Consider the following 23,855-nt stretch of genomic DNA (forward strand, 5'->3'; position numbering starts at 1 on the left):
TTATTTGTGGTAAGGCTGAGAATATTGATGGATTGCGTCCACAAAAATTTTCGGGCTGATTTCTGGCACATCTTGATGAATACCGTGTCCGAGATTGAAAACGTGGCCACTGCCTTCGCCAAAATCCGCTAAAATCGACCGCACTTCTTGCTCAATGCGCGCTGGTGAAGCATAAAGCACGGAAGGATCCATATTGCCTTGTAGCGCCACTTTATGCCCGATACGTTTTTTGGCGTCTGCAAGATCCACCGTCCAATCCAAGCCCACTGCATCACAACCAGTATTGGCGATATGTTCTAACCATAAGCCGCCACCTTTGGTAAAGAGGGTAACTGGCACTTTGCGTCCTTCATTATGACGAATGAGATTTTCCACAATTTTCTGCATATATTGCAACGAGAACTCAAGGTATTCACGATGAGCTAGCACGCCGCCCCAAGTATCAAAAATCATCACCGATTGCGCACCCGCTTTAATTTGTGCATTGAGATAAAGGGCAACGGAATCCGCTAATTTGTCGAGTAACAAATGCAAGGTTTGTGGATCGGTATAAAGCATTTTTTTGATTTTTGTGAAAGCCTTGCTACTGCCCCCTTCTACCATATAGGTGGCAAGTGTCCAAGGGCTGCCAGAAAATCCGATCAACGGCACTTCGCCTTTGAGTTCACGGCGAATGGTGCGCACCGCATTCATCACATATTGCAATTCTTGTTCTGGATCAGGAATTAGCAAATTTTCCACCGCACTTTTATTTTCGATAGGACGCGCAAATTTAGGCCCCTCGCCTGCGCCAAAGCTCAAGCCTAGCCCCATTGCATCAGGAATGGTGAGAATATCAGAAAACAAAATGGCGGCATCTAAATCGTAACGGCGTAAAGGTTGTAGCGTTACTTCGCAAGCCAACTCAGCATTGCGGCAAAGGGACATAAAATCCCCTGCTTGCGCACGCGTGGCTTTGTATTCTGGCAAATAACGCCCTGCTTGGCGCATCATCCAAACGGGGGTCATATCCACAGGTTCGCGCAAAAGCGCACGCAAATAACGATCATTTTTTAATTCAAACATCTTAAATTCCTTTATTTTTCTACCGCACTTTTATCATCATCGGCACAAAGTGCCAGTGTGGCATTTATTAATTTCAACGCAATAGTGCCTTGTGGCGGCAAATTTGGCAAGGGTTTATCATAATCAAACCATTGGGCATCTTGCAGTTCTGCTTCTTGCAAGCGGATTTCCCCCGCGGCATAATCGGCTAAAAATCCCACCATTTGAGAATTGGGGAATGCCCAAGGCTGGCTGCCAAAATAGCGAATATTTTTCACCTGAATCCCTGTTTCTTCAAACACTTCCCGTTGCACGGTTTGCTCAAAACTTTCTCCCACTTCTACAAATCCCGCCAACGTGGTGTACATTTTTTCCTGTTGATGACGCTGATGATTGGCGAGCAAAATCTGCTTACCACGGCGAACCGCCACAATAATCGAAGGGCAAATCACGGGATAAGTGCGGTATCCACAGGCGGAATTTTCACATTGCACGGCCAATTCTTCTTTTGCCATTGCCATTTTTGAACCGCACTTCCCACAAAAGCGATGGGTTTTCAGAAAATGATTAATCTCCACGCCACGATTGAGCAAATTAAATTGCACTTCTGGAAAATGAAGTTGGCTACGCAATGAAGTATATTCTCGACCATCTTCCTGCTCTGCTCCCTGCTCTTCTTCCTGCTCGGCAACAAGCCAAAGCGGCGCGCCATTCCAACACCCGATTTCCATCACCAAACGCCCTGTTAATTGGAAATCTTCCGCCTTTCCTTCGGGCAATTTTCCCTCGATAAGAAAAATATTCGATCCTTGGGTTAAAAGCCAAGCACCTTGTGTTGCTGGTTCAACAGGTCGCATTGAAAAACTCATAAAAATTTCACCGCACTTTAGTTTGGGTTGTTAGTTTAATCGCTTAAGGGGATTAATAGTTTAACCTTATTGGGGTTTGGAGTATTTTACCGCTTTATCAATGAAAAACTATTAAAAATTTACGCAAAAAAATAGTGCGTTTCCGCACTACTTTTACATATTAAATCGGTAAAACCTCTCTACCGAAATTTTCGTTAATCATTTCTGCTGCGGCTAGGTAGAAAGCGCTGAGTGCGGTGATTAGGCCTAGGCAGCCGCCGATTTGTACTAAACCGTGATAGCCAAAACCATCACCGATAGCTAGTGCGTAGAACGTTAATACTAAGAAAAAGAACACGACACGCAATGCTTTGGGTTTGCTGAAAGAGGCGATGAACATCATTAAGGTGAATGTTCCCCACGCGGCTAAATAGCAGCCTAAAAATGCAGGGCTGGCTGTTGGCATAAATTGTACGAATAATGCCCAAGACCACCAAAATGATCCGTAGCTGATAAAGGCAGTGAAACCAAAGGTGTTGCCTTTGCGGTATTCCATAATGCCTGCGATTAATTGTGCCGTTCCACCAAACGCGAATGCCATTGCAAGTACAATAGAAATTCCGTCTTGTTTATCAAAGATACCCGCATTAATTAAGCTTAATAAAAATGTGGTTAATGCAAAACCGCATAAGCCTAACGGACCTGGATTTGCTAATTTTTCAGTTGTTTGCGTTGTCATAATATTCCTCAGAAAGAGATAAAATAAGAACGCGGATTATGCTAGATATTGTCTTGAAAATAAAGCGATTTTATAGAAATCAAGCAGAAAAATTTGGCGAAGATGATTTTTTAAGTGCGGTGAAAAATTTACAAATTTTCTCACCGCGCTTTAGGTGCTTTACTAAACATACCAAACACTATGCAATGTCAAAATGCACTGAATATCTTCTGTCTTACGCACTAATCCATTATTAAAATCAGTTTCTCTGCTAAACGCGGTAAAAAAATTATAAATTTTCTCACCGCACTTATTTATTTGCTCAAATAAAAAAGCCCGACACGATGTTCGGGCTTTGAGTTGCTTGCTAATGATTATTCTGCATCTTCTGCCATATTTAACATTTCAGCAAGACTTGCGGTTGCGTCGTCTGCGGTGAATGTAAATTCTGAAGCAATTTCTTCATCAGAAATGGTTGATGCTTTGGTTAATTGCTCAGGTTCAACGATGCCTGCGGCACGGTTTTTCTGGCGTTGTTGATGATACGCAAAACCTGTACCTGCTGGGATCAAGCGACCTACGATAACGTTCTCTTTCAAGCCACGTAATTCATCGCGTTTTCCAGCCACCGCTGCTTCGGTAAGCACACGAGTGGTTTCTTGGAACGATGCGGCGGAAATAAAGGATTCCGTTGCCAATGAGGCTTTAGTGATACCCAATAATTCACGCTCAAATTCCACCAATGGTTTTCCTTCCGCTTCGCGTTTTTGATTAACCATTTTCACGCGTGCCACTTCCACTTGCTCACCTTCTAAGAATTCAGAATCGTAAGGGTTGGTGATGATGGCTTTACGCAACATTTGGCGTACGATAACTTCGATATGTTTATCGTTAATTTTTACCCCTTGTAAGCGGTAAACTTCTTGCACTTCGTTTACGATGTAATCAGTTACTGCGTGTACACCGCGCAAACGTAAAATATCGTGTGGCGTTTCTGCACCATCAGAAATGAGATCCCCACGTTCTACCATTTCACCTTCAAATACGTTGAGCTGACGCCATTTTGGAATCATTTCTTCGTACACTTCGCCCTCAGTTGGAGTGATGAGTAAGCGGCGTTTACCTTTGGTTTCTTTACCAAAGGAAACAATACCTGAAATTTCTGCTAGGATTGCAGGCTCTTTCGGTTTACGCGCTTCAAAGAGATCCGCAACGCGTGGAAGACCACCGGTAATATCTTTTGTTCCCGCTGATTCTTGTGGAATACGCGCAAGAGAATCCCCCACGTGAACTTCCGCACCATCTTCAAGAGTAACAATCGCTTTACCTGGCAAGGTGTACTGTGCTGGTATATCCGAACCTGCAACAAGAATGTCGTTGCCTTGCGCATCAACAAGTTTGATGGTTGGACGTAAATCCTTACCTGCTGTTGCACGTTCACCCACATCTTGTACTACGATTGAAGATAAACCAGTTAATTCATCAGTTTGACGAGTTACAGTTACACCGTCAGTAATATCTACGAATTTCACGAAACCTGATACTTCAGAAACCACAGGCATTGTATGTGGATCCCAGTTCGCTACGGTTTCGCCCGCGTTCACTTCATCACCATCTGCTTTGTTTAACACTGCACCATAAGGCACTTTATAATGCTCTTTGGTACGGCCAAATGCGTCAATAATGGTTAATTCAGTGTTACGTGAAGTTAAGACCAATTTGCCTTCTTTGTTCGTCACGAATTTCACGTTGGCTAAACGTAAAGTACCGTTATTCTTAACTTGAATGCTTGATTCTTTCGCTGCCGCAGATGCCGCACCACCGATATGGAACGTACGCATCGTTAGCTGTGTACCCGGCTCACCGATTGATTGCGCCGCGATAACCCCCACAGCTTCACCTTGGTTGATAAGGTGTCCGCGTGCAAGATCGCGTCCGTAACATTTCGCACACACACCAAAGTTAGTGTCACAGGTTACAACAGAGCGTACCTTGATGCTATCTACGGAATTTTCATCGATCAGATCACAAAGTTTTTCATCTAATAAAGTATTACGTGGAATTAAAACTTCGTCTGTACCCGGTTTTAAGATGTCTTCTGCCGCCACACGACCTAATACACGATCACGCAGAGGTTCTTTTACATCTCCCCCTTCGATTAATGGGGTCATTACGATACCTTCGTAAGTGCCACAGTCATCTTCAATGATCACTAAATCTTGTGCCACATCTACTAAACGGCGGGTTAAGTAACCAGAGTTCGCCGTTTTTAATGCCGTATCGGCCAAACCTTTACGCGCACCGTGGGTTGAAATAAAGTACTGAAGTACGTTCAAGCCTTCACGGAAGTTTGCGGTAATTGGTGTTTCGATAATTGAGCCGTCTGGACGCGCCATCAAACCACGCATACCTGCAAGCTGACGAATCTGTGCGGCAGAACCACGCGCTCCAGAATCTGCCATCATAAAGATGCTGTTAAATGAAGCTTGTTTCTCTAGTTCGCCTTCACGGTTTACCACTTCTTCTTGAGAAAGGTTTTCCATCATCGCTTTGGCTACGCGCTCATTCGCCGCTGCCCAAATATCGATTACTTTGTTATAACGCTCACCTGCTGTTACCAAACCTGATTGGAATTGCTCTTGGATTTCTGCGACTTCTTGTTCTGCGGCTGAAATAATTTCATATTTCTTCGCCGGGATCACCATATCGTCAATCCCTACTGATGAACCAGAACGTGCAGCATAAGCAAAACCGGTGTACATAATTTGGTCAGCAAACAATACGCTCGCTTTCAATCCTAAACGGCGATAGCTTTCGTTAATTAATTTTGAAATCGCTTTTTTGCCTAAGGTTTGGTTGAACAAGCTAAATGGCATACCTTTTGGTGCGATCATCCATAAAATGGCACGACCAATTGTGGTGTCCACAAGGCTGGTTTGCGGTACAAATTCGTTAGAGGCATCTTTCACATATTCTGTGATACGCACTTTCACACGAGAATGTAATTCCGCTTGACCTGTACGATAAGCTTTCTCCGCTTCGCGTGGATCTTGCAATAACATTCCTTCGCCTTTACCGTTCACTTTATCACGGGTCATATAGTAAAGACCTAATACAACGTCCTGTGATGGTACGATAATCGGCTCACCATTTGCTGGTGAGAGAATGTTGTTGGTTGACATCATCAAGGCACGCGCTTCAAGCTGTGCTTCAAGGGTTAATGGCACGTGAACCGCCATTTGGTCACCATCGAAGTCCGCGTTGAACGCCGCACACACTAATGGGTGCAATTGAATCGCTTTACCTTCAATTAAGATCGGTTCAAAGGCTTGAATACCCAAACGGTGCAAGGTTGGCGCACGGTTCAATAGGATTGGGTGTTCACGAATTACTTCTGCCAAAATATCCCATACAATCGCGTCTTCACGCTCAACCATTTTCTTCGCAGCCTTGATTGTGGTTGCAAAGCCACGGCTTTCTAATTTGGCATAAATAAATGGACGGAATAATTCTAACGCCATTTTTTTCGGTAAACCACATTGATGTAGATGTAAGTATGGCCCTACGGTAATTACCGAACGACCTGAGTAATCTACACGTTTACCCAATAAGTTTTGACGGAAACGACCTTGTTTACCTTTGATCATATCCGCAAGTGATTTCAATGGACGGCGGTTAGAACCGGTAATTGCACGGCCACGGCGACCATTATCTAATAACGCATCAACAGATTCTTGTAACATACGTTTTTCGTTACGCACGATAATATCTGGCGCAATCAAGTCTAATAAGCGTTTTAAACGGTTATTACGGTTGATCACTCGGCGATATAAATCGTTCAAATCTGAAGTGGCAAAACGTCCGCCATCAAGTGGAACTAATGGACGTAAATCTGGTGGTAACACTGGCAATACGGTCATCACCATCCATTCAGGTTTATTACCTGATTGAATGAAAGATTCTAATAATTTTAAGCGCTTAGTGATTTTTTTGCGTTTGGTTTCTGAATTGGTTTCTTGCAACTCTTCACGCAAGGTTTCACATTCCACTTCTAGATCCATATCACGCAATAACGCTTGGATCGCTTCTGCACCCATTTTAGCTTCAAATTCATCGCCCCAACGGTCTTCTGCGTCCATATATTGTTCTTCCGTTAATAATTGACCTTTTTCAAGATCAGTCATTCCCGGCTCAGTAACAATGTAAGATTCAAAATAAAGTACACGTTCAATATCACGCAATGGCATATCTAATAATAAGCCGATGCGGGACGGTAAAGATTTTAAGAACCAGATATGAGCAACAGGTGAAGCAAGTTCAATATGCCCCATACGTTCACGGCGAACTTTTGCTTGTGTTACTTCTACGCCACATTTTTCACAAATTACCCCACGGTGTTTTAAGCGTTTATATTTTCCGCATAAACATTCGTAGTCTTTTACTGGCCCGAAAATACGCGCACAGAAAAGCCCGTCACGCTCTGGTTTAAACGTACGGTAGTTGATGGTTTCAGGTTTCTTAACTTCACCAAATGACCAAGAACGGATCATATCCGGTGAGGCTAAACCAATTTTGATCACATCAAAATCTTCGCTGGATTTAGATTGTGCTTTTAAAAACTTAACTAAGTCTTTCACAGATTTTGCTCCTGTCGGAGTTAAACTTATCCAAGTGCGGTGTAAAATTTTGAATTTTTTCACCGCACTTGAGCGTACTTTAGCTTTCGCTTATCAGATTATTCTTCGTCTAAGTCGATGTTGATACCGAGTGAACGAATTTCTTTCATAATTACGTTGAAAGATTCTGGTGTACCCGGATCCATTTGTTGGTTGCCGCTCACGATGTTTTTATACATCTTCGTACGGCCGTTCACATCATCGGATTTAACGGTAAGCATTTCTTGTAAGGTGTAAGCGGCACCATAAGCTTCAAGCGCCCAAACCTCCATCTCACCGAAACGCTGACCACCGAACTGTGCTTTACCACCCAATGGTTGCTGCGTAACAAGACTATAAGAACCTGTTGAACGCGCGTGCATTTTGTCATCAACTAAGTGGTTCAATTTGAGCATATACATATAACCTACGGTTACTGGACGTTCAAATTTCTCACCTGTGCGACCATCATAAAGGGTAATTTGCCCTGATGTTGGTAAGCCGCCAAGCTCTAGTAAGCCCTTAATTTCTTCTTCGTGCGCACCATCAAATACTGGCGTTGCCAGCGGTAAACCTTTGCGTAAGTTTTGTGCTAAACGCATTACTTCTTCATCGGTAAAGGTTGAAAGATCCACTTTTTGCGAACCGCCACCTAAGTCATAGGCTTTTTGGATATAACCACGCAATTTCTCAACATCTTGTTTTTGTTTGATCATTGCATTAATTTGATCACCAATTCCTTTCGCCGCTAAACCTAAGTGCGTTTCAAGGATCTGACCGATGTTCATACGCGAAGGTACGCCCAGTGGGTTCAATACGATATCTACTGGCTGACCATTTTCGTCATACGGCATATCTTCAACTGGGTTGATTTTTGAGATAACCCCTTTGTTACCGTGACGACCCGCCATTTTATCCCCTGGTTGGATTTGGCGTTTCACCGCAAGGTACACTTTCACCACTTTCAATACACCCGGTGCAAGATCATCACCTTGGATAATTTTGCCGCGTTTCACTTCAAGTTTATGCTCAAAGTCTTTACGAAGTTCTTCATATTGCTCAGCTAATTGCTCTAACTGGCTTTGTTTCGCTTCGTCTGAAAGGGTTTGTTCTAACCATTTGGTGCGTTCTAGTTGATCTAATTGTGTAGCGCTCATTCCGCCTGAAATCAATAAGTTGCGAACACGCGCAAACAAGCCAGCTTCTAAGATCTCTAATTCTTCCACAAGATCTTTTTTCGCTTGTTTCAACTGCATTTCTTCGATTTCTAAGGCACGTTTATCTTTTTCTACGCCATCACGGGTGAACACTTGAACGTCAATAACCGTACCAGATACGCTGTTTGGTACACGTAATGAAGAATCTTTTACATCAGATGCTTTTTCACCAAAGATTGCGCGTAATAATTTTTCTTCTGGGGTTAATTGCGTTTCACCTTTTGGTGTCACTTTACCCACAAGAATATCGCCGCCTTTTACTTCCGCACCGATATACACAATCCCTGATTCATCAAGTTTGCTTAATGCTGCTTCACCTACATTTGGAATATCGGCAGTGATTTCTTCAGAACCAAGTTTGGTATCGCGCGCCACACAAGAAAGCTCTTGAATATGAATAGTGGTGAAACGATCTTCTTGCACCACACGCTCAGACACTAACATTGAGTCTTCGAAGTTATAACCATTCCAAGGCATAAATGCCACACGCATATTTTGACCAAGGGCAAGTTCACCTAAATCCGTTGAAGGGCCATCAGCAAGGATTTCTCCACGCTCAATTGGCTCACCTAATTTCACGCAAGGAATTTGGTTAATACAGGTATTTTGGTTAGAGCGGGTATATTTCACAAGGTTGTAAATATCAATACCTGCTTCACCTGCAACGGTTTCATCTTCGTTTACTTTTACAACGATACGCGAAGCATCAACGTATTGGATTGTTCCACCACGTTTTGCTACAACCGCAACACCAGAGTCTAACGCCACTGGTTTTTCCATACCTGTACCGACTAATGGTTTATCCGCACGCAAGGTTGGTACCGCTTGGCGTTGCATGTTCGCCCCCATCAAGGCACGGTTCGCATCATCGTGTTCAAGGAACGGGATAAGTGCTGCCGCCACAGAAACAATTTGCTGTGTGGATACGTCCATATAGTGAATTTCTTCTGGACGATATAAACCGGACTCACCGTGTTCACCACGACAGGTTACGAAAGTATCGGTAAAGCGTAATTCATCATCTAAGTTTGAGTTCGCCTGCGCGATAATATATTTGCCTTCTTCAATGGCCGATAAATATTCAATTTCTTCTGTAACTTGGCCGTTTACTACTTTGCGATATGGTGTTTCTAAGAAACCATAATCGTTAGTACGCGCATACACCGCTAAAGAGTTAATCAAACCGATGTTTGGACCTTCAGGGGTTTCGATTGGACATACGCGACCATAGTGAGTTGCGTGAACATCTCGCACCTCAAAGCCTGCACGTTCACGAGTTAAACCACCTGGCCCTAAGGCTGAAATACGGCGTTTATGGGTTACTTCTGAAAGCGGGTTATTTTGATCCATAAACTGAGAAAGTTGTGATGAACCAAAGAATTCTTTCACCGCTGCCGAAATTGGTTTGGCATTGATTAAATCTTGTGGAGTTACAGCTTCAAGATCGCCTAAAGAAAGACGCTCTTTCACCGCACGCTCAACACGCACTAAACCAATACGGAATTGGTTTTCTGCCATTTCACCTACTGAACGAATACGGCGGTTACCTAAGTGGTCAATATCATCAACTTCACCACGGCCGTTACGGATATCGATTAATTTACGCATTACATTAACGATATCTTCTTTGCTTAAAATGCCGCTGCCAGTGGTTTCTTCAATGCCTAAAGAGCGGTTGAATTTCATACGACCTACCGCAGATAAATCATAGCGATCTGGTGAGAAGAACAGGTTATCAAATAAACCTTCTGCCGCTTCTTTTGTTGGCGGCTCACCTGGACGCATCATACGATAGATTTCAACTAATGCACTTAAGCGATCAGTAGTTGGATCTACGCGTAAAGTATCTGAAATATACGGACCGTAGTCTAAATCGTTAGTAAATAGAGTTTCGATCGTTTTGTAACCTGCTTGAGCGAGTTTCGCTAAAATCTCTAGCGTAATTTCACCATTGGCAGGACAAATCACTTCGCCAGTTTCAAGATCAACATAATCTTTCGCTGCCACTTTACCCACAATGTATTCTGTTGGCACTTCAACCTGAGTCACATTGTCTTTTTCAAGGGCGCGGATATGACGAGCAGTAATACGGCGACCGACTTCAACATAAGTTTTTCCATTTGCCACAATATCGAAAGTTGCCGTTTCACCACGCAATCTTTCTGGCACTAAGGTCATTAATAATTTGTTATCTTCAATTTGGAAAACAACTTTATCGAAGAATAAGTCTAAAATTTCTTCTGTTGTATAGTTTAATGCACGCAAAATAATGGTTGCCGGTAATTTACGGCGGCGGTCAATACGTGCATATAAGTTATCTTTTGGATCAAACTCAAAATCTAACCAAGAACCACGGTAAGGAATAATACGTGCGTTATAAAGCACTTTCCCTGATGAGTGCGTTTTACCTTTGTCGCTATCAAAGAATACGCCTGGGCTACGGTGTAATTGCGAAACGATTACACGCTCAGTACCATTAATCACAAATGTTCCATTATCTGTCATTAATGGGATTTCACCCATATAAACTTCTTGTTCTTTAATATCTTTAATTGTGCCTGGCGCGGCATCTTTGTCATAGCTAACAAGACGTAATTTCACACGCAATGGCGCAGCATAAGTGGTGCCGCGAATTTGACATTCACGCACATCAAATACTGGCTCGCCTAAGCGATAGCTCACATATTGTAATTCCGTATTGCCATTGTTGCTGACAATGGGAAATACAGAACGGAATGCTGCTTCTAAGCCTTGCTGACCATCTGGATCTCTTTGGATAAATTTATCGAAAGAATCAAGTTGAATAGTTAATAAATAAGGTACATTTAAAACTTGCGGACGTTTGCCGAAGTCTTTACGAATACGTTTTTTCTCAGTATAGGAGTAACCCATTGGTTTTCCTCAGTAAATTTTAGTGAGACCGAGTTGATATAAAAGAAAAGTGCGGTGATTTTTTCACGCATTTTTATCATATCAATGATGAATCCGTTTTCAGATACCGCACTCTGAACCTTACTTCTGATGAGCGGGTTGCCATCAAACTACCAGAAAACTAGCCTGATTCACGCAACAAAACGGTGATTATTCAGTATATTTTTAATCCAAAAAGGTTTGTGAATTAAAAATGGCTGGTTATTATATAATATCTCGCAAGATAAAGTCAATTTACATTTCAAATAATTCGGATATAAAAAACCCGTTTCTGATTAAAACGGGCTTTATACAAATTATCTTGAAAGATAATCATTACAATGTTGGCATACTAAAAGCAGCGCCACCATCTCTTACTTTATTGTTAGGCCAGCGGCTAGTTACTGTTTTCATTCTTGTATAGAAGCGAACACCGTCAGGTCCATACGCATTGAGTGGCCCAAAAATAGAAGCTTTCCAGCCACCAAAGCAATGGAATGCCATAGGAACTGGAATTGGGATATTAATACCAACCATACCAGCTTTAACATCATGGCTATATTGGCGCGCAGCGTCACCATCACTCGTAAATATTGCACTACCATTACCATATTGATGTGCATTGATCAGATTAATTGCTTCTTGGTAATTTTTAGCGCGAACAATGGCAAGAACTGGACCAAAAATTTCTTCTTTATAAATAGTCATATCTGGTGTGACATGATCAAACAAACTGCCGCCGATAAAATAGCCATCTTCGTGTCCTGCTACTTTGTAATGTCGACCATCAACAACGAGTTTTGCACCCTCAGTAACTCCTGAATCAACATAACTAGAGACTTTGTTCAAATGTTCTTTAGAAATTAAAGGCCCCATATCATTTTCTTTTTCACCTTCAGGCAAAACACCTGGCCCGATACGTAACGCCTCTACTTTAGGTGCTAAATTCTTAACCAAAAGGTCAGCATAATTATCATCAATAGTAACAGCAACGGATAATGCCATGCAGCGCTCACCTGCAGCACCAAAAGCTGCCCCTAATAGTGCATTTGCTGTTGTTTCAATATCTGCATCTGGCATAATCAATGCGTGATTTTTTGCCCCTCCAAGTGCTTGTACACGTTTTCCATAGGTAGATCCCGTTTCATAAATATATTGGGCGATTGGGGTTGAACCAACGAAACTTACTGCTTGAACTCTAGGATCTTTTAGCAATACATCTACAACTTCTTTATCACCTTGAACAACATTAAATACCCCATCGGGTAATCCCGCTTCTTTTAATAACTCGGCTAAGCGAATAGAAAGTGAAGGATCTTTTTCTGATGGTTTTAAAACAAACGTATTACCACAAGCTAAAGCAACAGGGAACATCCACATTGGAACCATGGCTGGAAAATTAAAAGGTGTAATTCCTGCAACAACACCTAATGGTTGCATAATAGAAAAGCTATCAATCCCTCTTCCAACATTTGCTGAATACTCACCTTTTAATAAGTGTGGAATACCTGTTGCAAATTCAACAACTTCCAACCCTCGTGTTAATTCACCAACAGAATCGGAATAAATCTTTCCATGCTCATTAGTAATTAGGCGAGCCAATTCATCGAAATGTTCTTCTAACAAAGTTTTAAATTTAAATAATACTCTTGCTCTGCGTAATGGTGATTGCTGAGACCAATCATAGAATGCCTCTTGTGCTGCCCCAATAGCTTGTTCCATCTCACTTGTTGTACTTAATTTAACTTGTTTTGTTTGTTCTCCAGTTGCTGGATTATAAACAAACGCTGTTCTTTGGCTATTGCTTTCCACAAGGCGGCCATTGATAAAATTTGGAATAACTGGTTTCATAATTATCCTCACTCGGTTGATATTAATTAGGTTACTAGTATAGGTAAACATACTATTTTGAAATAAAAATTTCAATTTAAACCTAACTTAAAAATTATTTTTTATTTCATTTTGTGATCTAGGCTACATCTTTAACAATACAAAGTTCACTATCCAGCACTTCTAACCTATACTCTAGTTTCTCTATATCTCACATTTCCCACAAAACAAAGAGGTTTGTTATGAGTAAATTATTAGCAAAATCAAAAAATATTACCAATGGGCTTCGCCAACAAATTACTCCAGAAAATGCTAGCTGGGAGTATGTTGGATTTGAATTACTCCACCTGTCCAAGGATATGTCATATCATATTAAAACAGAAGGAACTGAAATCTGTTTCGTTATGGTTTCTGGCTACGCAACTTTCGAGACCGAAGGACAAGTCTTTTCTAAAATAGGGAATAGGGCAACGCCTTTTGAACGAATCCCACCTTATGCGCTTTATGTTCCTCATAACAAAGAAGTTTTCATTAAAGCAGAAACTGAAACAGAAATTGCAATTTGTAGAGCGCCAAGTCAAGGTACTCTTCCAACAAGACTGATTAAACCTGAGGATGTCGGCGTAGAAAAACGTGGATATGGTAATAATAAGCGCCTTGTACACAACATTCTTCCAGAAACTGAAGCTGCCGATGCGTTACTTGTCGTTGAAGTATTTACCGATGAAGGAAACACGAGTTCTTTCCCAAGCCATAAACACGATCAAAAAAACAGTGAAACTGAAACCTATCTAGAAGAAACCTACTACCACCGCTTTGAACCAAGTCAAGGATTTTGTCTTCAACGGGTTTATACAGATGATCGTAGCTTAGATGAATGTATGGCGGTTTACGATGGTGATGTTGTCAAAGTGCCAAAAGGATATCATCCAGTTGCCACAATAGCTGGTTATAATAACTACTATTTAAATGTGATGGCTGGCCCTGTTCGGAAATGGCGTTTTACCTGGGAAAAAGATCATCAGTGGATTAATACTGAAGAATATGCACATAAATTTGAGGCATAGCGCATTTGTCTTTAACAATACAGCCAGCAAAATTGCTGGCTTATATTTTATAAAAAGTATAAAAATGGCTTACTTGATAATACCAATGTAAGCCATTTTCTTTTAAGTCTTTCTCTTTATCTGCCTTTTTTACGTCTTTTTAAGGTATCAATCAATACGGCTACGACAATAATCAAGCCTTTAACAATCTGTTGCCAGTATGGATCTACTCCCAACATATTTAGACCTTTATTTGTTGTACCAATGATCAATGCTCCAATCACACACATTGGGATAGTTCCAATACCTCCGCTAAGAGAAACACCTCCGATAACTGCAGCTGCAATGGCATCAAGCTCCCACGCCAATCCATATGACGGATTTCCTGCATAAGTACGAGCTGCTAGCATTGCTCCTGCTAATCCTGATAATGCTCCAGCAAGAACATACACCCAAATTAATGTTTTTGTAGTGTTTATCCCACAAATTTTAGCTGCATTTAAATTACCACCAACAGCATAAACATGACGTCCAAATGTAGATCGACTTAATAAAATATGAGATCCAATTACAACAAGAATATATAGAATCACCAACCCAGGTAACCCAAAGAAACTCACATCAGAAATCCAAGTAAAAGCTTCCGATGAAGCATCTATCGGTCTCCCATCAGAATAAAGTTGAGCCGCACCACGCGCAATGATCATCATTCCAAGAGTGGCGATAAAAGGAGGAATAGAGCCAATAGCTGTTAATCCACCATTAATTGCACCAAGTAACGCCCCCAACAATATAGATAATGCAAAAGCTAAAAATGCTGCACTGACTGCATCTCCACCTGTCACAACTGATGCTGCAACAACAGAAGTAAGAGCAACAATAGAACCCGAAGATAAATCAATCCCTGTGGTAATAATTGCGAATGTTACACCAATGGCAATGATACCAAACATTGAAACTTGTTCTATAATACTCCAAACAGTTCTTGCGGAAAAAAATCCATCTATTGAAACTGATAACGCCAAAAATAAAGCAATTAAGATAAATACCATTCCATAAGTATTTAGCAATTTTTTAATTGTACTACTAGACATAATAAATTCCTCACATATACATACGATAAAAAGACTAGTTATGAGTCAAGCCAGAAGCCATTTCTAAAACTCGTTCTTGAGACAATCCTTGTCGTGGAATGATCCCAACCTGCTTTCCTTCATGCATAACCATTACTCGATCACTCATTGACAATAATTCAAGCATATCTGAGGTAATCATAATGATTGTTTTACCTTGTTTAGCTAACTCAACCATTAATTTATAAAGCTCCGCTTTCGCTCCTACATCAATGCCTTTTGTTGGCTCATCCAGTATTAAAATATCGGGTTCTAACAATAACCAACGCGCTAATAAAACTTTCTGCTGATTTCCTCCTGAAAGATTATTCGTGATAACCTCAACATTAGGGGCTTTGATTTTCAATTTATCTTTTTGCTCAATAGCTGTCTCTTGAGCTCTAGTAATTGAGATTAAAAAATTTTCTAAGTAAGGAGACATTTTGGGCATGATCATATTGTCTGTAATGCTCAAATTAAGAAATAACCCCGTTAATTTTCTATCTTCCGTAACAAAACCTATTTTGTACTTCATTGCATCAACTGGATTTTTTATTTCAACTTTATTACCATGAATATAAAATTCTCCACTTTCTGCTGGCTTATAACCAAACAAGGCCTCCACAACCTCAGTTCTTCCTGCACCAACTAATCCAGCAATACCAAAAATTTCACCTTTATGAATTTTAAAATTAATATCTTGATACACGCCTGAACGGGTAAGATTTTTAACCTCTAAAATAACTTTATCTGAAATATCCACTCGTTCTCTTTGAAACATTTCGGACATATCGCGTCCAACCATCATTGAAATTAGCTCATCTTTCGTTACTTCTGAAGCTGGTTTAGTCCCAACATATTGCCCATCTCGAATTACTGTAATGTCATCAGAAACTCGGAATACTTCATCTAATTTATGTGAAATAAAAATAACTGAAATACCATGATTCTTAACTGTTTCAATAATTTTATATAGCTGATCAACTTCAGTTTCAGTTAAAGAAGTGGTAGGTTCATCCATAATGATGACTTTCGCATTATTAGAAACTGCTGTTGCAATCGCTACAAGTTGAGCTTTGGCCACCGAAACCTCGGACATTTTAACGGTTACATCCATAGGGATACCTAGCCCATCTAGAATCTTGGCCGCTTTCTCATTCATTTCTTTTTGATCTAAGAAAAATTTTCCCTTAGTTAATTCTCGACCTAAGTAAAAGTTATCTGCAATGGTTAAATTAGCAGCTGGGGAAATTTCTTGCGGAACCATTGTTAATCCTTTACGGATGGCATCAATTGGACGAGATGGATTAAACGGCTTACCGCTCAAAAATATTTCACTTCCAGGATCTGGAGTATAAATTCCATAAAGAATTTTCATTAACGTAGATTTCCCAGCACCATTTTCCCCCATTAAAGCGTGTACACTGCCACGTTTAACTTTTAGGTTAATGCCGTCTAATGCCTTCACACCAGGAAATGTTTTAGAAACATTATTCATTTCTAAAATATAATTTGATGAATTTGTTGAAATATTCATTATTGACACCTAAACGAATTAAAGGAATTTCAGAAAAGGAAGGGAGAATCCCTTCCCCAAAATATTATTTATATTTTGCTTGATATTCTTCTTTTTTATCTGGCGTAACTAATTCAAATGGTACCCATTTGATCTTATCAACTTTTTCTCCCTTGGCGGCAAGATAAGCAATTTCAGCACCAGCATACCCTTGTCCTTTCGCAGATTGGAATACTGTTGCATCTAGTCCTTTACCCAAATATTCTAATGCATCTGGTGTAGCATCAAGACCAACGATAATAATGTCTTCATCTTTAATACCAAGCTTACGTGAAGCCAATATTGCACCAATAGCCATCTCATCATTATTGCTTACAACAACATTAATTGAGTTTTGGCCCGCAAGTACATTTTCTGCAATAGCAAGACCTCTATCTCGTTCCCATTTACCTTCTTGCTCTGCGACAATACTGATGTTTTTATGCGCGCTCAAAATATCTTTATTACCTTGAGTACGCTTTGTCACTGCATCTTGGCCTAAAGGGCCTAATAAAATTAATGCCTCCCCTTTCTTACCATCTAATGTATTAACAACATAATTTCCTTGAATTCTTCCTCCTTCGATTTCATCAGAACCAACAAAACTAGTTACATATTTATCTAAATCATCATCATTTGGACGACGATTAACAATAATCAATGGGATCCCTGCTTTTTTAGCTTTTCTTCCAATTGCTTTTACAATATTAGGATCATTTGGCACAACTAAAAGTGCATCAACATTTTGGTCGATAAATGTTTCTACATCATTTAATTGACGTGCGGAATCAGCATTTGCATCGGAAAGTTTAAATTCAACATCATCGTGTTGCTTGTCAAACTCACGAATAGCATCCTGAAGATATGTTTGCCATTTATCAGCAAAAGAATTCATTGGAGCACCAATTACATAAGTTTTTGCAGAAGCGATCTGAGAGGTTAATAACAAGCTACTACATAATAAGGTTAGTAATGTCTTTTTCATACGATTAGCCTTTTTAAGTTGAGTTAATCACTATGGAAACAACTATATCCCAAGATAGAAGAATATAAATTCCAAACAAAAAACCACTTGAAACAAATGATTCAGTTTATGTATATCATTGGATCAATACTTTTACAAATACCAAGTTAATAATTTGTGAAATATGTCTCATTTTTTATAAGTGCGGTAATATTTTTATCTATTTTTTTGATTTCTTACAAAAACATTTGAAAACAAACGATTTTTTTATTCAAATCAAAAAGATATTTATTACATTGTGAAAAATAAAGAGGAACGTGCTGAAGGCTAAAGATAAGGAAATTAGAAAAGAGAAGTTACCAAAGAAAAGTAACTTCCCAGTACAGAAATGTGATTTAAATTATGTGAAATCCTAAGCCTTTTGAAGCTCTGAAACATCAATCCAAGATCTTTCAATAGCAGATTTAGCAATAGACTCTAACACACAAGAAATATGATAACCAACATAAAAATCAGGACTGATTAATTTATTATTTAGTACACCTTCGATTAAATCCCTAATTTCTACTGCTTTCTGATCATTGAATCCAATCCCATGACCTGAACTTATACAAAATGCTTCATAATCGGGATGCTCTGGTCCAGTAAGTAAAGTCTTAAAGCCTTGACGATTAGAAGCATCATTATGTAAATATAATTTTAATTCAGCCATTCTTTCCTGTGTAAAGCTAAGCGTACCTTTTGTTCCAGTAACTACATAGGTTAAACCCATTTTACGCCCACAAGCAATGCGCGATGTTTCCAACGTTCCCATTGCGCCATTTTTAAATCTAACTAGTGCGCTAGCCTGATCCTCGTTTTCAACACGACGCAACAAATTATTATCTTTAGGATCTGGACGTTGTGAGATGACTGTCTGCATATCTCCACAAACTTTTTCAATTTCAGAACCTAATAGATATTCAGCCATATGAACTATATGCGCCCCTAAATCGCCTAGCGCTCCTAACCCAGCCAAATGCTTATAGCAATGCCAATCTATAGGAGTACTTGGGTTTGCTAAATAATCCTCATTGTGAGTACCATAGAAATGGATCACTTCACCAATTTCACCGTTAGCAATGATCTCTCTCGCTAATTGGCTAGTTGGATTTTTAGCGTAATTAAATCCCATTAATGTCTTAACCCCTGCCTTTTTAGCTGCTAAATACATCTCTTCAGCTTCCGATGCTGTTAAAGCTAAAGGTTTTTCAGAGTACACTATTTTTCCATGTTTAATCGCTTCCAGAGCAATGTCTTTATGTAAAAAGTTTGGAGTACAAATATCAACAACATCTACGCTAGGATCAGATACTAAACTTCTCCAATCCCCAGTTGAACGCCGAAAGCCAAACTCTTTAGCTCTTTTATCGGCCAATTCTGAATTTACTTCAGCCAAATATTCAAGTTCAATTTTATCTTGTAAATTAAAAACCGTAGGTAATTGCGCATAAGCAATTGCATGACAACGCCCTATGTATCCGGTACCAACTAAACCAATTCGTACTTTATCCATCTTAGACTCCTAAAAATCAACAATATTAATCTCTTGAAAACATACCCCCTAAAAGAGAACTTTTCAATCAAATAAATAAAAAATGAATTTTTTATTTCAAAAATGTGATCTGTGTTGCGTTTTGCAGAAAAATACCGTATTTACCCATAAAAACAGAAAAGGCATCATAAAAAATATGATGCCTTATTTATCCTTATACACGAAAAATATAGGTGAAATTAAGATACTTCAGTTATTTTAACAGGACGTCCTTCTTCTAGAGATTTTTTGGCCGCCAATGCAATTAATACAGGCTGCAACCCATCATTACCATTAACCAAAGTTGGTTTATCATGAACAATAGCCTCAACAAAAGATCTAATTTCTTCTGCAAAAGATTGCATATATCGCTCTAAGAAAAAGTATTTTGGTTTCTCAGATATTACACCTAACTCACAAGAGTAAACAGCGGTTGAATCTGTGTCATTACTTGTTTGAACCGCACCTTTTGAACCAAAAACTTCCGCCCTCTGATCATATCCATAAACTGCTTTACGGCTATTATCGATAACACCAATCGCACCATTTGCAAGTTTTAATGTAATTACCGCAGTATCAATGTCTCCGGCCTTACCAATTTCTGGATTCACCAAAACGCCTCCTGCGGCATACACTTCAACGACTTCACTACCAGAAAGATAACGAATCATATCGAAATCATGAATGGTCATATCAAAAAATAAACCGCCAGAAACTTTGACATATTCAATCGGTGGCGCATCAGGATCGCGAGAAGTTACACGGATAAGATGTGGCTCACCAATATCACCAGCCACAACACGATCGCGAATTGCTTTAAAATTATGATCAAATCGGCGATTGAAACCCACTTGGAATTTAACTCCTGCTTTTTCCACTTCAGCTAATACTTCACGAATTTTATCTTTGTTAGGATCAACTGGTTTTTCGCAGAAAATATGTTTACCTGCTCGTGCCGCCTCAATAGAAATAGGAGCATGCGTATCAGTAGAAGAACAAACTAAAACAGCGTCAATCTCAGGATCGTTAAGGATCTTAGAATAATCATCATAGACATTTGGAATGCCCATATTATCTGCCCATGTGATTAATTCATCCGTAACTCTAATATCTGAAATAGCTTTAATTTCAGCACCTTTTACATATTTGCTAATACTTTCTGAATGCACTCGCCCAATACGACCCGCACCAATAATACCTACTTTAATCATAATGTCTCCTCATTATTAAATACCAGCAACTTGTTTGATATATTGACGACCTTTCACGGCATATTCAAAGGGATTAGCAACCGAAGGATCTTGCTCTGCTTCTACAACCATCCAGCCTTTATAATTATGTTTATCTAAAATTTCAAAAATAGGTCTAAAATCTATCACACCATCACCAGGAACGGTAAACGTGCCTTTTTTTACGCCCTCTAAGAAACTCAGATCATTCTTTCTCACATCTTCGACAACGTCATCACGAACATCTTTTAAATGAACGTGCACAATACGATCAATATATTTGCCTAGTACATCAAGCATTGCCTGTTGAGAACCTTCCGAATAATAAAGATGCCCCGAATCGAATAAAAGATATACATCATCATTTGTTATATTCATATATTTATCAATTTCTTCAGGTGTCTGAATACCTGTTCCCATATGATGATGCAAACATACTTTCATGCCCTTCTCAGCAGCTAAACGAGCTAACTCATTATAACCTTCAGCCAACAATTTCCATTCAGAATCACTAAATATCGTTTTTTCCTTAAAAATAGATTTTTCTAAACCTTGGATACTACGACTTTGCTCAGAACATCCTATGACTTTCGCTCCCATCGCATGTAAAAAATCACGATGTTTAATAAACTCTCGAATAGTTTCTTCTTTTTTTCCATCAACGAAAAAAGTACTAAACCAAGCATTGCAAATCTGAATTCCTCTCGCATCTAACTTATGTTTTAGCACCGCAATATCACGAGGATATTTATTTCCCACTTCGCAACCTTGATAACCTGCCAGAGCCATCTCACTGATACATTGTTCAAATGTATTCTCTTTACCTAATTCAGGTAGATCATCATTTGTCCAACCAATAGGTGCAATTCCAAGTTTTATATTTTCTGCTTTCATTTGTTTCCCCTTTTAGGAAGTGTAAGTTTAAATTAATAACGTCTTGCCTGTTTAATATTTAGTTGAGCTTTTTCATAAGCTTGCTTAACTCGCTCTTTCGTTGAGACTTCAGCAACTCCGACATGCCACCAACTTCCATAACCATGAACCATTGTTTTTGGCAATACTTTAATATCAATAAGTGTTGAGATAGTCTGTTTTTTAGCATCAGCTAAAGCTGCTACGAGTTCCTCCTCACTACGAACCGTGTACGTTTTACAACCAAAAGATGCAGCATTCATAGCAAAATCAATCGGAATAAAATCACCATCTAATTTTTGACTCTTAGGATTTCGGAAACGGAATTCCGTACAAAAACTATCCATTCCATTACCTACTTGTAGATTATTAATACAGCCATTGGTCATATTATCAAATAACACAACATTAATTTTTCTATTCTCTTGAATAGCTGTAACCAATTCAGTATGTAGCATTAAATAAGAACCATCTCCTAATAAGGTATAAACCTCTTTCTCAGGTTCCGCAAGCTTGACTCCAAGAGATGCCGCAATCTCATATCCCATACAAGAATAGCCATATTCTAAATGGTAGCTGTTTTCACCTTTTGATTGCCAAATTCGTTGTAAATCTCCTGGCAAACTTCCTGCAGCAGCAACGATAACATCATTTTCACCGAATTGTTGATTCAAGATCCCTAGCACTCTACTTTGAGTTAAACAAGATCCTGTTATATTAATAAATTCATTAAAAATGCTTTGTCTATTTGGTAAAGCATCATCAACTTCAGGGGTAAAATTCTCTGTATAAGTAACCTGCGTGACTCGTTGCAATTCTTGCATCATTTTCTGTTTGCTTAATGCAATTTTATCCCCCCAACTATTTTGATAACCTGATAGAAGTGGCTGTAATTGTTGCAATGCTTTTTTCGCATCCGCTGTAACTTGTACGCCATCTAACTTATATGCATCAAACCGTGAGACATTAATATTCAAAAAGCTGACATCTTGATTTTGGAAAATCCATTTAGATGAGGTTGTAAAATCAGTATATCTTGTCCCAATACCAATAATTAAATCTGCTTCTTTCGCTAATAAATTAGCCGCTAGACACCCTGTTTCACCAACGCCTCCAACATTTAAAGGATGGTCTGAAATAATTGCACTTTTCCCTGCTTGAGTTTCAGCAAATGGAATATTATAAGTTTCGGCAAATACCTTTAATTCCTGTGCAGCTTCTGAATAGCGAACACCTCCGCCACAAATAATTAGAGGTTTTTTCTTAGATTTAATCAACATTACAGCTTGTTGCAACATATCTTCTGTGGCAGGTGTTCTTTCGATTCGATGAATTCGTTTAGTAAAAAAACTTTCTGGATAATCATAGGCTTCAGCTTGTACATCTTGCGGTAATGCCAAGGTCACAGCGCCAGTTTCAGCTGGATCAGTTAACACTCTCATCGCATTAATACAAGCGCTCATTAATTGTTCTGGTCGACTAATTCTATCCCAATATTTACTTACCGCTCTAAAAGCATCATTTGTACTAATACTTAAATCATAAGGTTGCTCTATTTGCTGTAATACAGGGTCTGGTTGTCTCGTTGCAAATACGTCCCCAGGCAACAATAATAATGGAATACGATTTGCTGTGGCAGTCGCAGCTGCAGTGAGCATATTAGCTGCACCTGGACCAACTGAAGAAGTGCAAGCATAAATTTGCTTTCTCAACATTTGTTTAGCAAAACCCGTAGCAATATGCGCCATGCCCTGTTCGTTACGCCCTTGATGTACGACCAACTCCCCACTGTCCTGCTCCAAAGCCTGCCCTAATCCAAGTACATTTCCGTGTCCAAATATACCGAACACTCCCTTGACAAATTTAGTTACATTTCCATCTACTTCAACATATTGATTATCAAGAAACTTTACTAAAGCCTGAGCCACGGTTAAACGCTGTACCTTCATTCTTACTCTCCTTTGCAAACTAAAAACCGCTAAGAAAATATTTTTATTTATTCTACTCAAAAACTTTTTCAACAAAACAAAATATGAAATATAAATTTCATTTTTGAGAGCTAGATCAACATTTTTAAAAAAAATTAACAAAAACCAACCGCACTTTACTAGAAAAAAGACTTACACATACATAGAAAAGATGAAATTTTGAGATCTAGATCTCAAAAAAGTATATTAGCAATTCAAAAATGAAATTTTTGTTCTAAAATAAAATTATCAAATCTCTTTTTTCATTTAGACTT

The 23,855-nt window shown here is 39.3% G+C and carries 14 protein-coding genes; 1 reads left to right on the forward strand and 13 read right to left on the reverse strand.

Annotated elements, in window-relative coordinates:
* From hemE to DYC50_RS00875, 6 genes are all read right to left on the reverse strand, one after another.
* Complete coding sequence (gene hemE, locus DYC50_RS00850) at nt 1-1,065, reverse strand: uroporphyrinogen decarboxylase (RefSeq protein WP_115248626.1); 1,065 nt, start codon at nt 1,063-1,065, stop codon at nt 1-3.
* 11 nt (nt 1,066-1,076) lie between these two features.
* Complete coding sequence (nudC, locus tag DYC50_RS00855) at nt 1,077-1,901, reverse strand: NAD(+) diphosphatase (protein ID WP_115248627.1); 825 nt, start codon at nt 1,899-1,901, stop codon at nt 1,077-1,079.
* A 172-nt stretch (nt 1,902-2,073) separates the two neighbouring features.
* Nucleotides 2,074-2,631, reverse strand: coding sequence for an acetate uptake transporter (locus tag DYC50_RS00860; RefSeq protein ID WP_115248628.1), 558 nt, complete (start codon nt 2,629-2,631; stop codon nt 2,074-2,076).
* A 353-nt stretch (nt 2,632-2,984) separates the two neighbouring features.
* Complete coding sequence (rpoC, locus tag DYC50_RS00865; RefSeq protein ID WP_115248629.1) at nt 2,985-7,247, reverse strand: DNA-directed RNA polymerase subunit beta'; 4,263 nt, start codon at nt 7,245-7,247, stop codon at nt 2,985-2,987.
* A 98-nt stretch (nt 7,248-7,345) separates the two neighbouring features.
* Nucleotides 7,346-11,374 (reverse strand): DNA-directed RNA polymerase subunit beta, encoded by a 4,029-nt coding sequence (gene rpoB / locus DYC50_RS00870; RefSeq protein ID WP_115248630.1) that lies wholly within the window; start codon nt 11,372-11,374, stop codon nt 7,346-7,348.
* A gap of 354 nt (nt 11,375-11,728) precedes the next feature.
* Nucleotides 11,729-13,243, reverse strand: coding sequence for a CoA-acylating methylmalonate-semialdehyde dehydrogenase (locus DYC50_RS00875; RefSeq protein ID WP_115248631.1), 1,515 nt, complete (start codon nt 13,241-13,243; stop codon nt 11,729-11,731).
* A gap of 221 nt (nt 13,244-13,464) precedes the next feature.
* Between DYC50_RS00875 and iolB the strand changes: the two genes are divergently transcribed.
* Nucleotides 13,465-14,289, forward strand: a complete 825-nt coding sequence (iolB, locus tag DYC50_RS00880; protein WP_115248632.1) for a 5-deoxy-glucuronate isomerase — start codon at nt 13,465-13,467, stop codon at nt 14,287-14,289.
* Nucleotides 14,290-14,405: 116 nt separating this feature from the next.
* Here iolB and DYC50_RS00885 read toward each other — a convergent pair whose 3' ends face one another.
* The 7 genes from DYC50_RS00885 to iolD all read right to left on the reverse strand — a co-directional run bounded on the left by DYC50_RS00885 (nt 14,406) and on the right by iolD (nt 23,562).
* Nucleotides 14,406-15,362 (reverse strand): ABC transporter permease, encoded by a 957-nt coding sequence (locus DYC50_RS00885; protein WP_115248633.1) that lies wholly within the window; start codon nt 15,360-15,362, stop codon nt 14,406-14,408.
* Between the two features lie 34 nt (nt 15,363-15,396).
* Nucleotides 15,397-16,917 carry a sugar ABC transporter ATP-binding protein gene (locus DYC50_RS00890; RefSeq protein ID WP_115248634.1) on the reverse strand — a complete coding sequence of 507 codons (1,521 nt, stop codon included), beginning with the start codon at nt 16,915-16,917 and terminating at the stop codon, nt 15,397-15,399.
* A gap of 64 nt (nt 16,918-16,981) precedes the next feature.
* Nucleotides 16,982-17,920 (reverse strand): substrate-binding domain-containing protein, encoded by a 939-nt coding sequence (locus tag DYC50_RS00895; protein ID WP_115248635.1) that lies wholly within the window; start codon nt 17,918-17,920, stop codon nt 16,982-16,984.
* 391 nt (nt 17,921-18,311) lie between these two features.
* The gene (locus DYC50_RS00900) at nt 18,312-19,454 is read right to left on the reverse strand and encodes a Gfo/Idh/MocA family protein (RefSeq protein WP_115248636.1); all 1,143 of its coding nucleotides are present in this window, start codon (nt 19,452-19,454) and stop codon (nt 18,312-18,314) included.
* A gap of 218 nt (nt 19,455-19,672) precedes the next feature.
* The gene (iolG, locus tag DYC50_RS00905) at nt 19,673-20,683 is read right to left on the reverse strand and encodes an inositol 2-dehydrogenase (RefSeq protein WP_115248637.1); all 1,011 of its coding nucleotides are present in this window, start codon (nt 20,681-20,683) and stop codon (nt 19,673-19,675) included.
* A 15-nt stretch (nt 20,684-20,698) separates the two neighbouring features.
* Nucleotides 20,699-21,595, reverse strand: coding sequence for a myo-inosose-2 dehydratase (gene iolE, locus DYC50_RS00910; protein WP_115248638.1), 897 nt, complete (start codon nt 21,593-21,595; stop codon nt 20,699-20,701).
* A 32-nt stretch (nt 21,596-21,627) separates the two neighbouring features.
* Nucleotides 21,628-23,562: a 3D-(3,5/4)-trihydroxycyclohexane-1,2-dione acylhydrolase (decyclizing) gene (iolD, locus tag DYC50_RS00915; protein WP_115248639.1), complete on the reverse strand. Its 1,935-nt coding sequence runs from the start codon at nt 23,560-23,562 to the stop codon at nt 21,628-21,630.
* Nucleotides 23,563-23,855: the final 293 nt, after the last annotated feature.

It is taken from the genome of Avibacterium avium (assembly GCF_900454535.1).
GTDB classification, from domain to species: domain Bacteria; phylum Pseudomonadota; class Gammaproteobacteria; order Enterobacterales; family Pasteurellaceae; genus Avibacterium; species Avibacterium avium.

What these genes read in the sequence shown, in the direction of transcription:
- rpoB (WP_115248630.1), bottom strand. Translation starts at nt 11,374, where the DNA reads ATGGGTTACTCCTATACTGAGAAAAAACGTATTCGTAAAGACTTCGGC.
- DYC50_RS00890 (WP_115248634.1), bottom strand. Translation starts at nt 16,917, where the DNA reads ATGAATATTTCAACAAATTCATCAAATTATATTTTAGAAATGAATAAT.
- nudC (WP_115248627.1), bottom strand. Translation starts at nt 1,901, where the DNA reads ATGCGACCTGTTGAACCAGCAACACAAGGTGCTTGGCTTTTAACCCAA.
- DYC50_RS00885 (WP_115248633.1), bottom strand. Translation starts at nt 15,362, where the DNA reads ATGTCTAGTAGTACAATTAAAAAATTGCTAAATACTTATGGAATGGTA.
- DYC50_RS00895 (WP_115248635.1), bottom strand. Translation starts at nt 17,920, where the DNA reads ATGAAAAAGACATTACTAACCTTATTATGTAGTAGCTTGTTATTAACC.
- DYC50_RS00900 (WP_115248636.1), bottom strand. Translation starts at nt 19,454, where the DNA reads ATGGATAAAGTACGAATTGGTTTAGTTGGTACCGGATACATAGGGCGT.
- hemE (WP_115248626.1), bottom strand. Translation starts at nt 1,065, where the DNA reads ATGTTTGAATTAAAAAATGATCGTTATTTGCGTGCGCTTTTGCGCGAA.
- DYC50_RS00860 (WP_115248628.1), bottom strand. Translation starts at nt 2,631, where the DNA reads ATGACAACGCAAACAACTGAAAAATTAGCAAATCCAGGTCCGTTAGGC.
- iolE (WP_115248638.1), bottom strand. Translation starts at nt 21,595, where the DNA reads ATGAAAGCAGAAAATATAAAACTTGGAATTGCACCTATTGGTTGGACA.
- DYC50_RS00875 (WP_115248631.1), bottom strand. Translation starts at nt 13,243, where the DNA reads ATGAAACCAGTTATTCCAAATTTTATCAATGGCCGCCTTGTGGAAAGC.
- iolG (WP_115248637.1), bottom strand. Translation starts at nt 20,683, where the DNA reads ATGATTAAAGTAGGTATTATTGGTGCGGGTCGTATTGGGCGAGTGCAT.
- iolB (WP_115248632.1), top strand. Translation starts at nt 13,465, where the DNA reads ATGAGTAAATTATTAGCAAAATCAAAAAATATTACCAATGGGCTTCGC.
- iolD (WP_115248639.1), bottom strand. Translation starts at nt 23,562, where the DNA reads ATGAAGGTACAGCGTTTAACCGTGGCTCAGGCTTTAGTAAAGTTTCTT.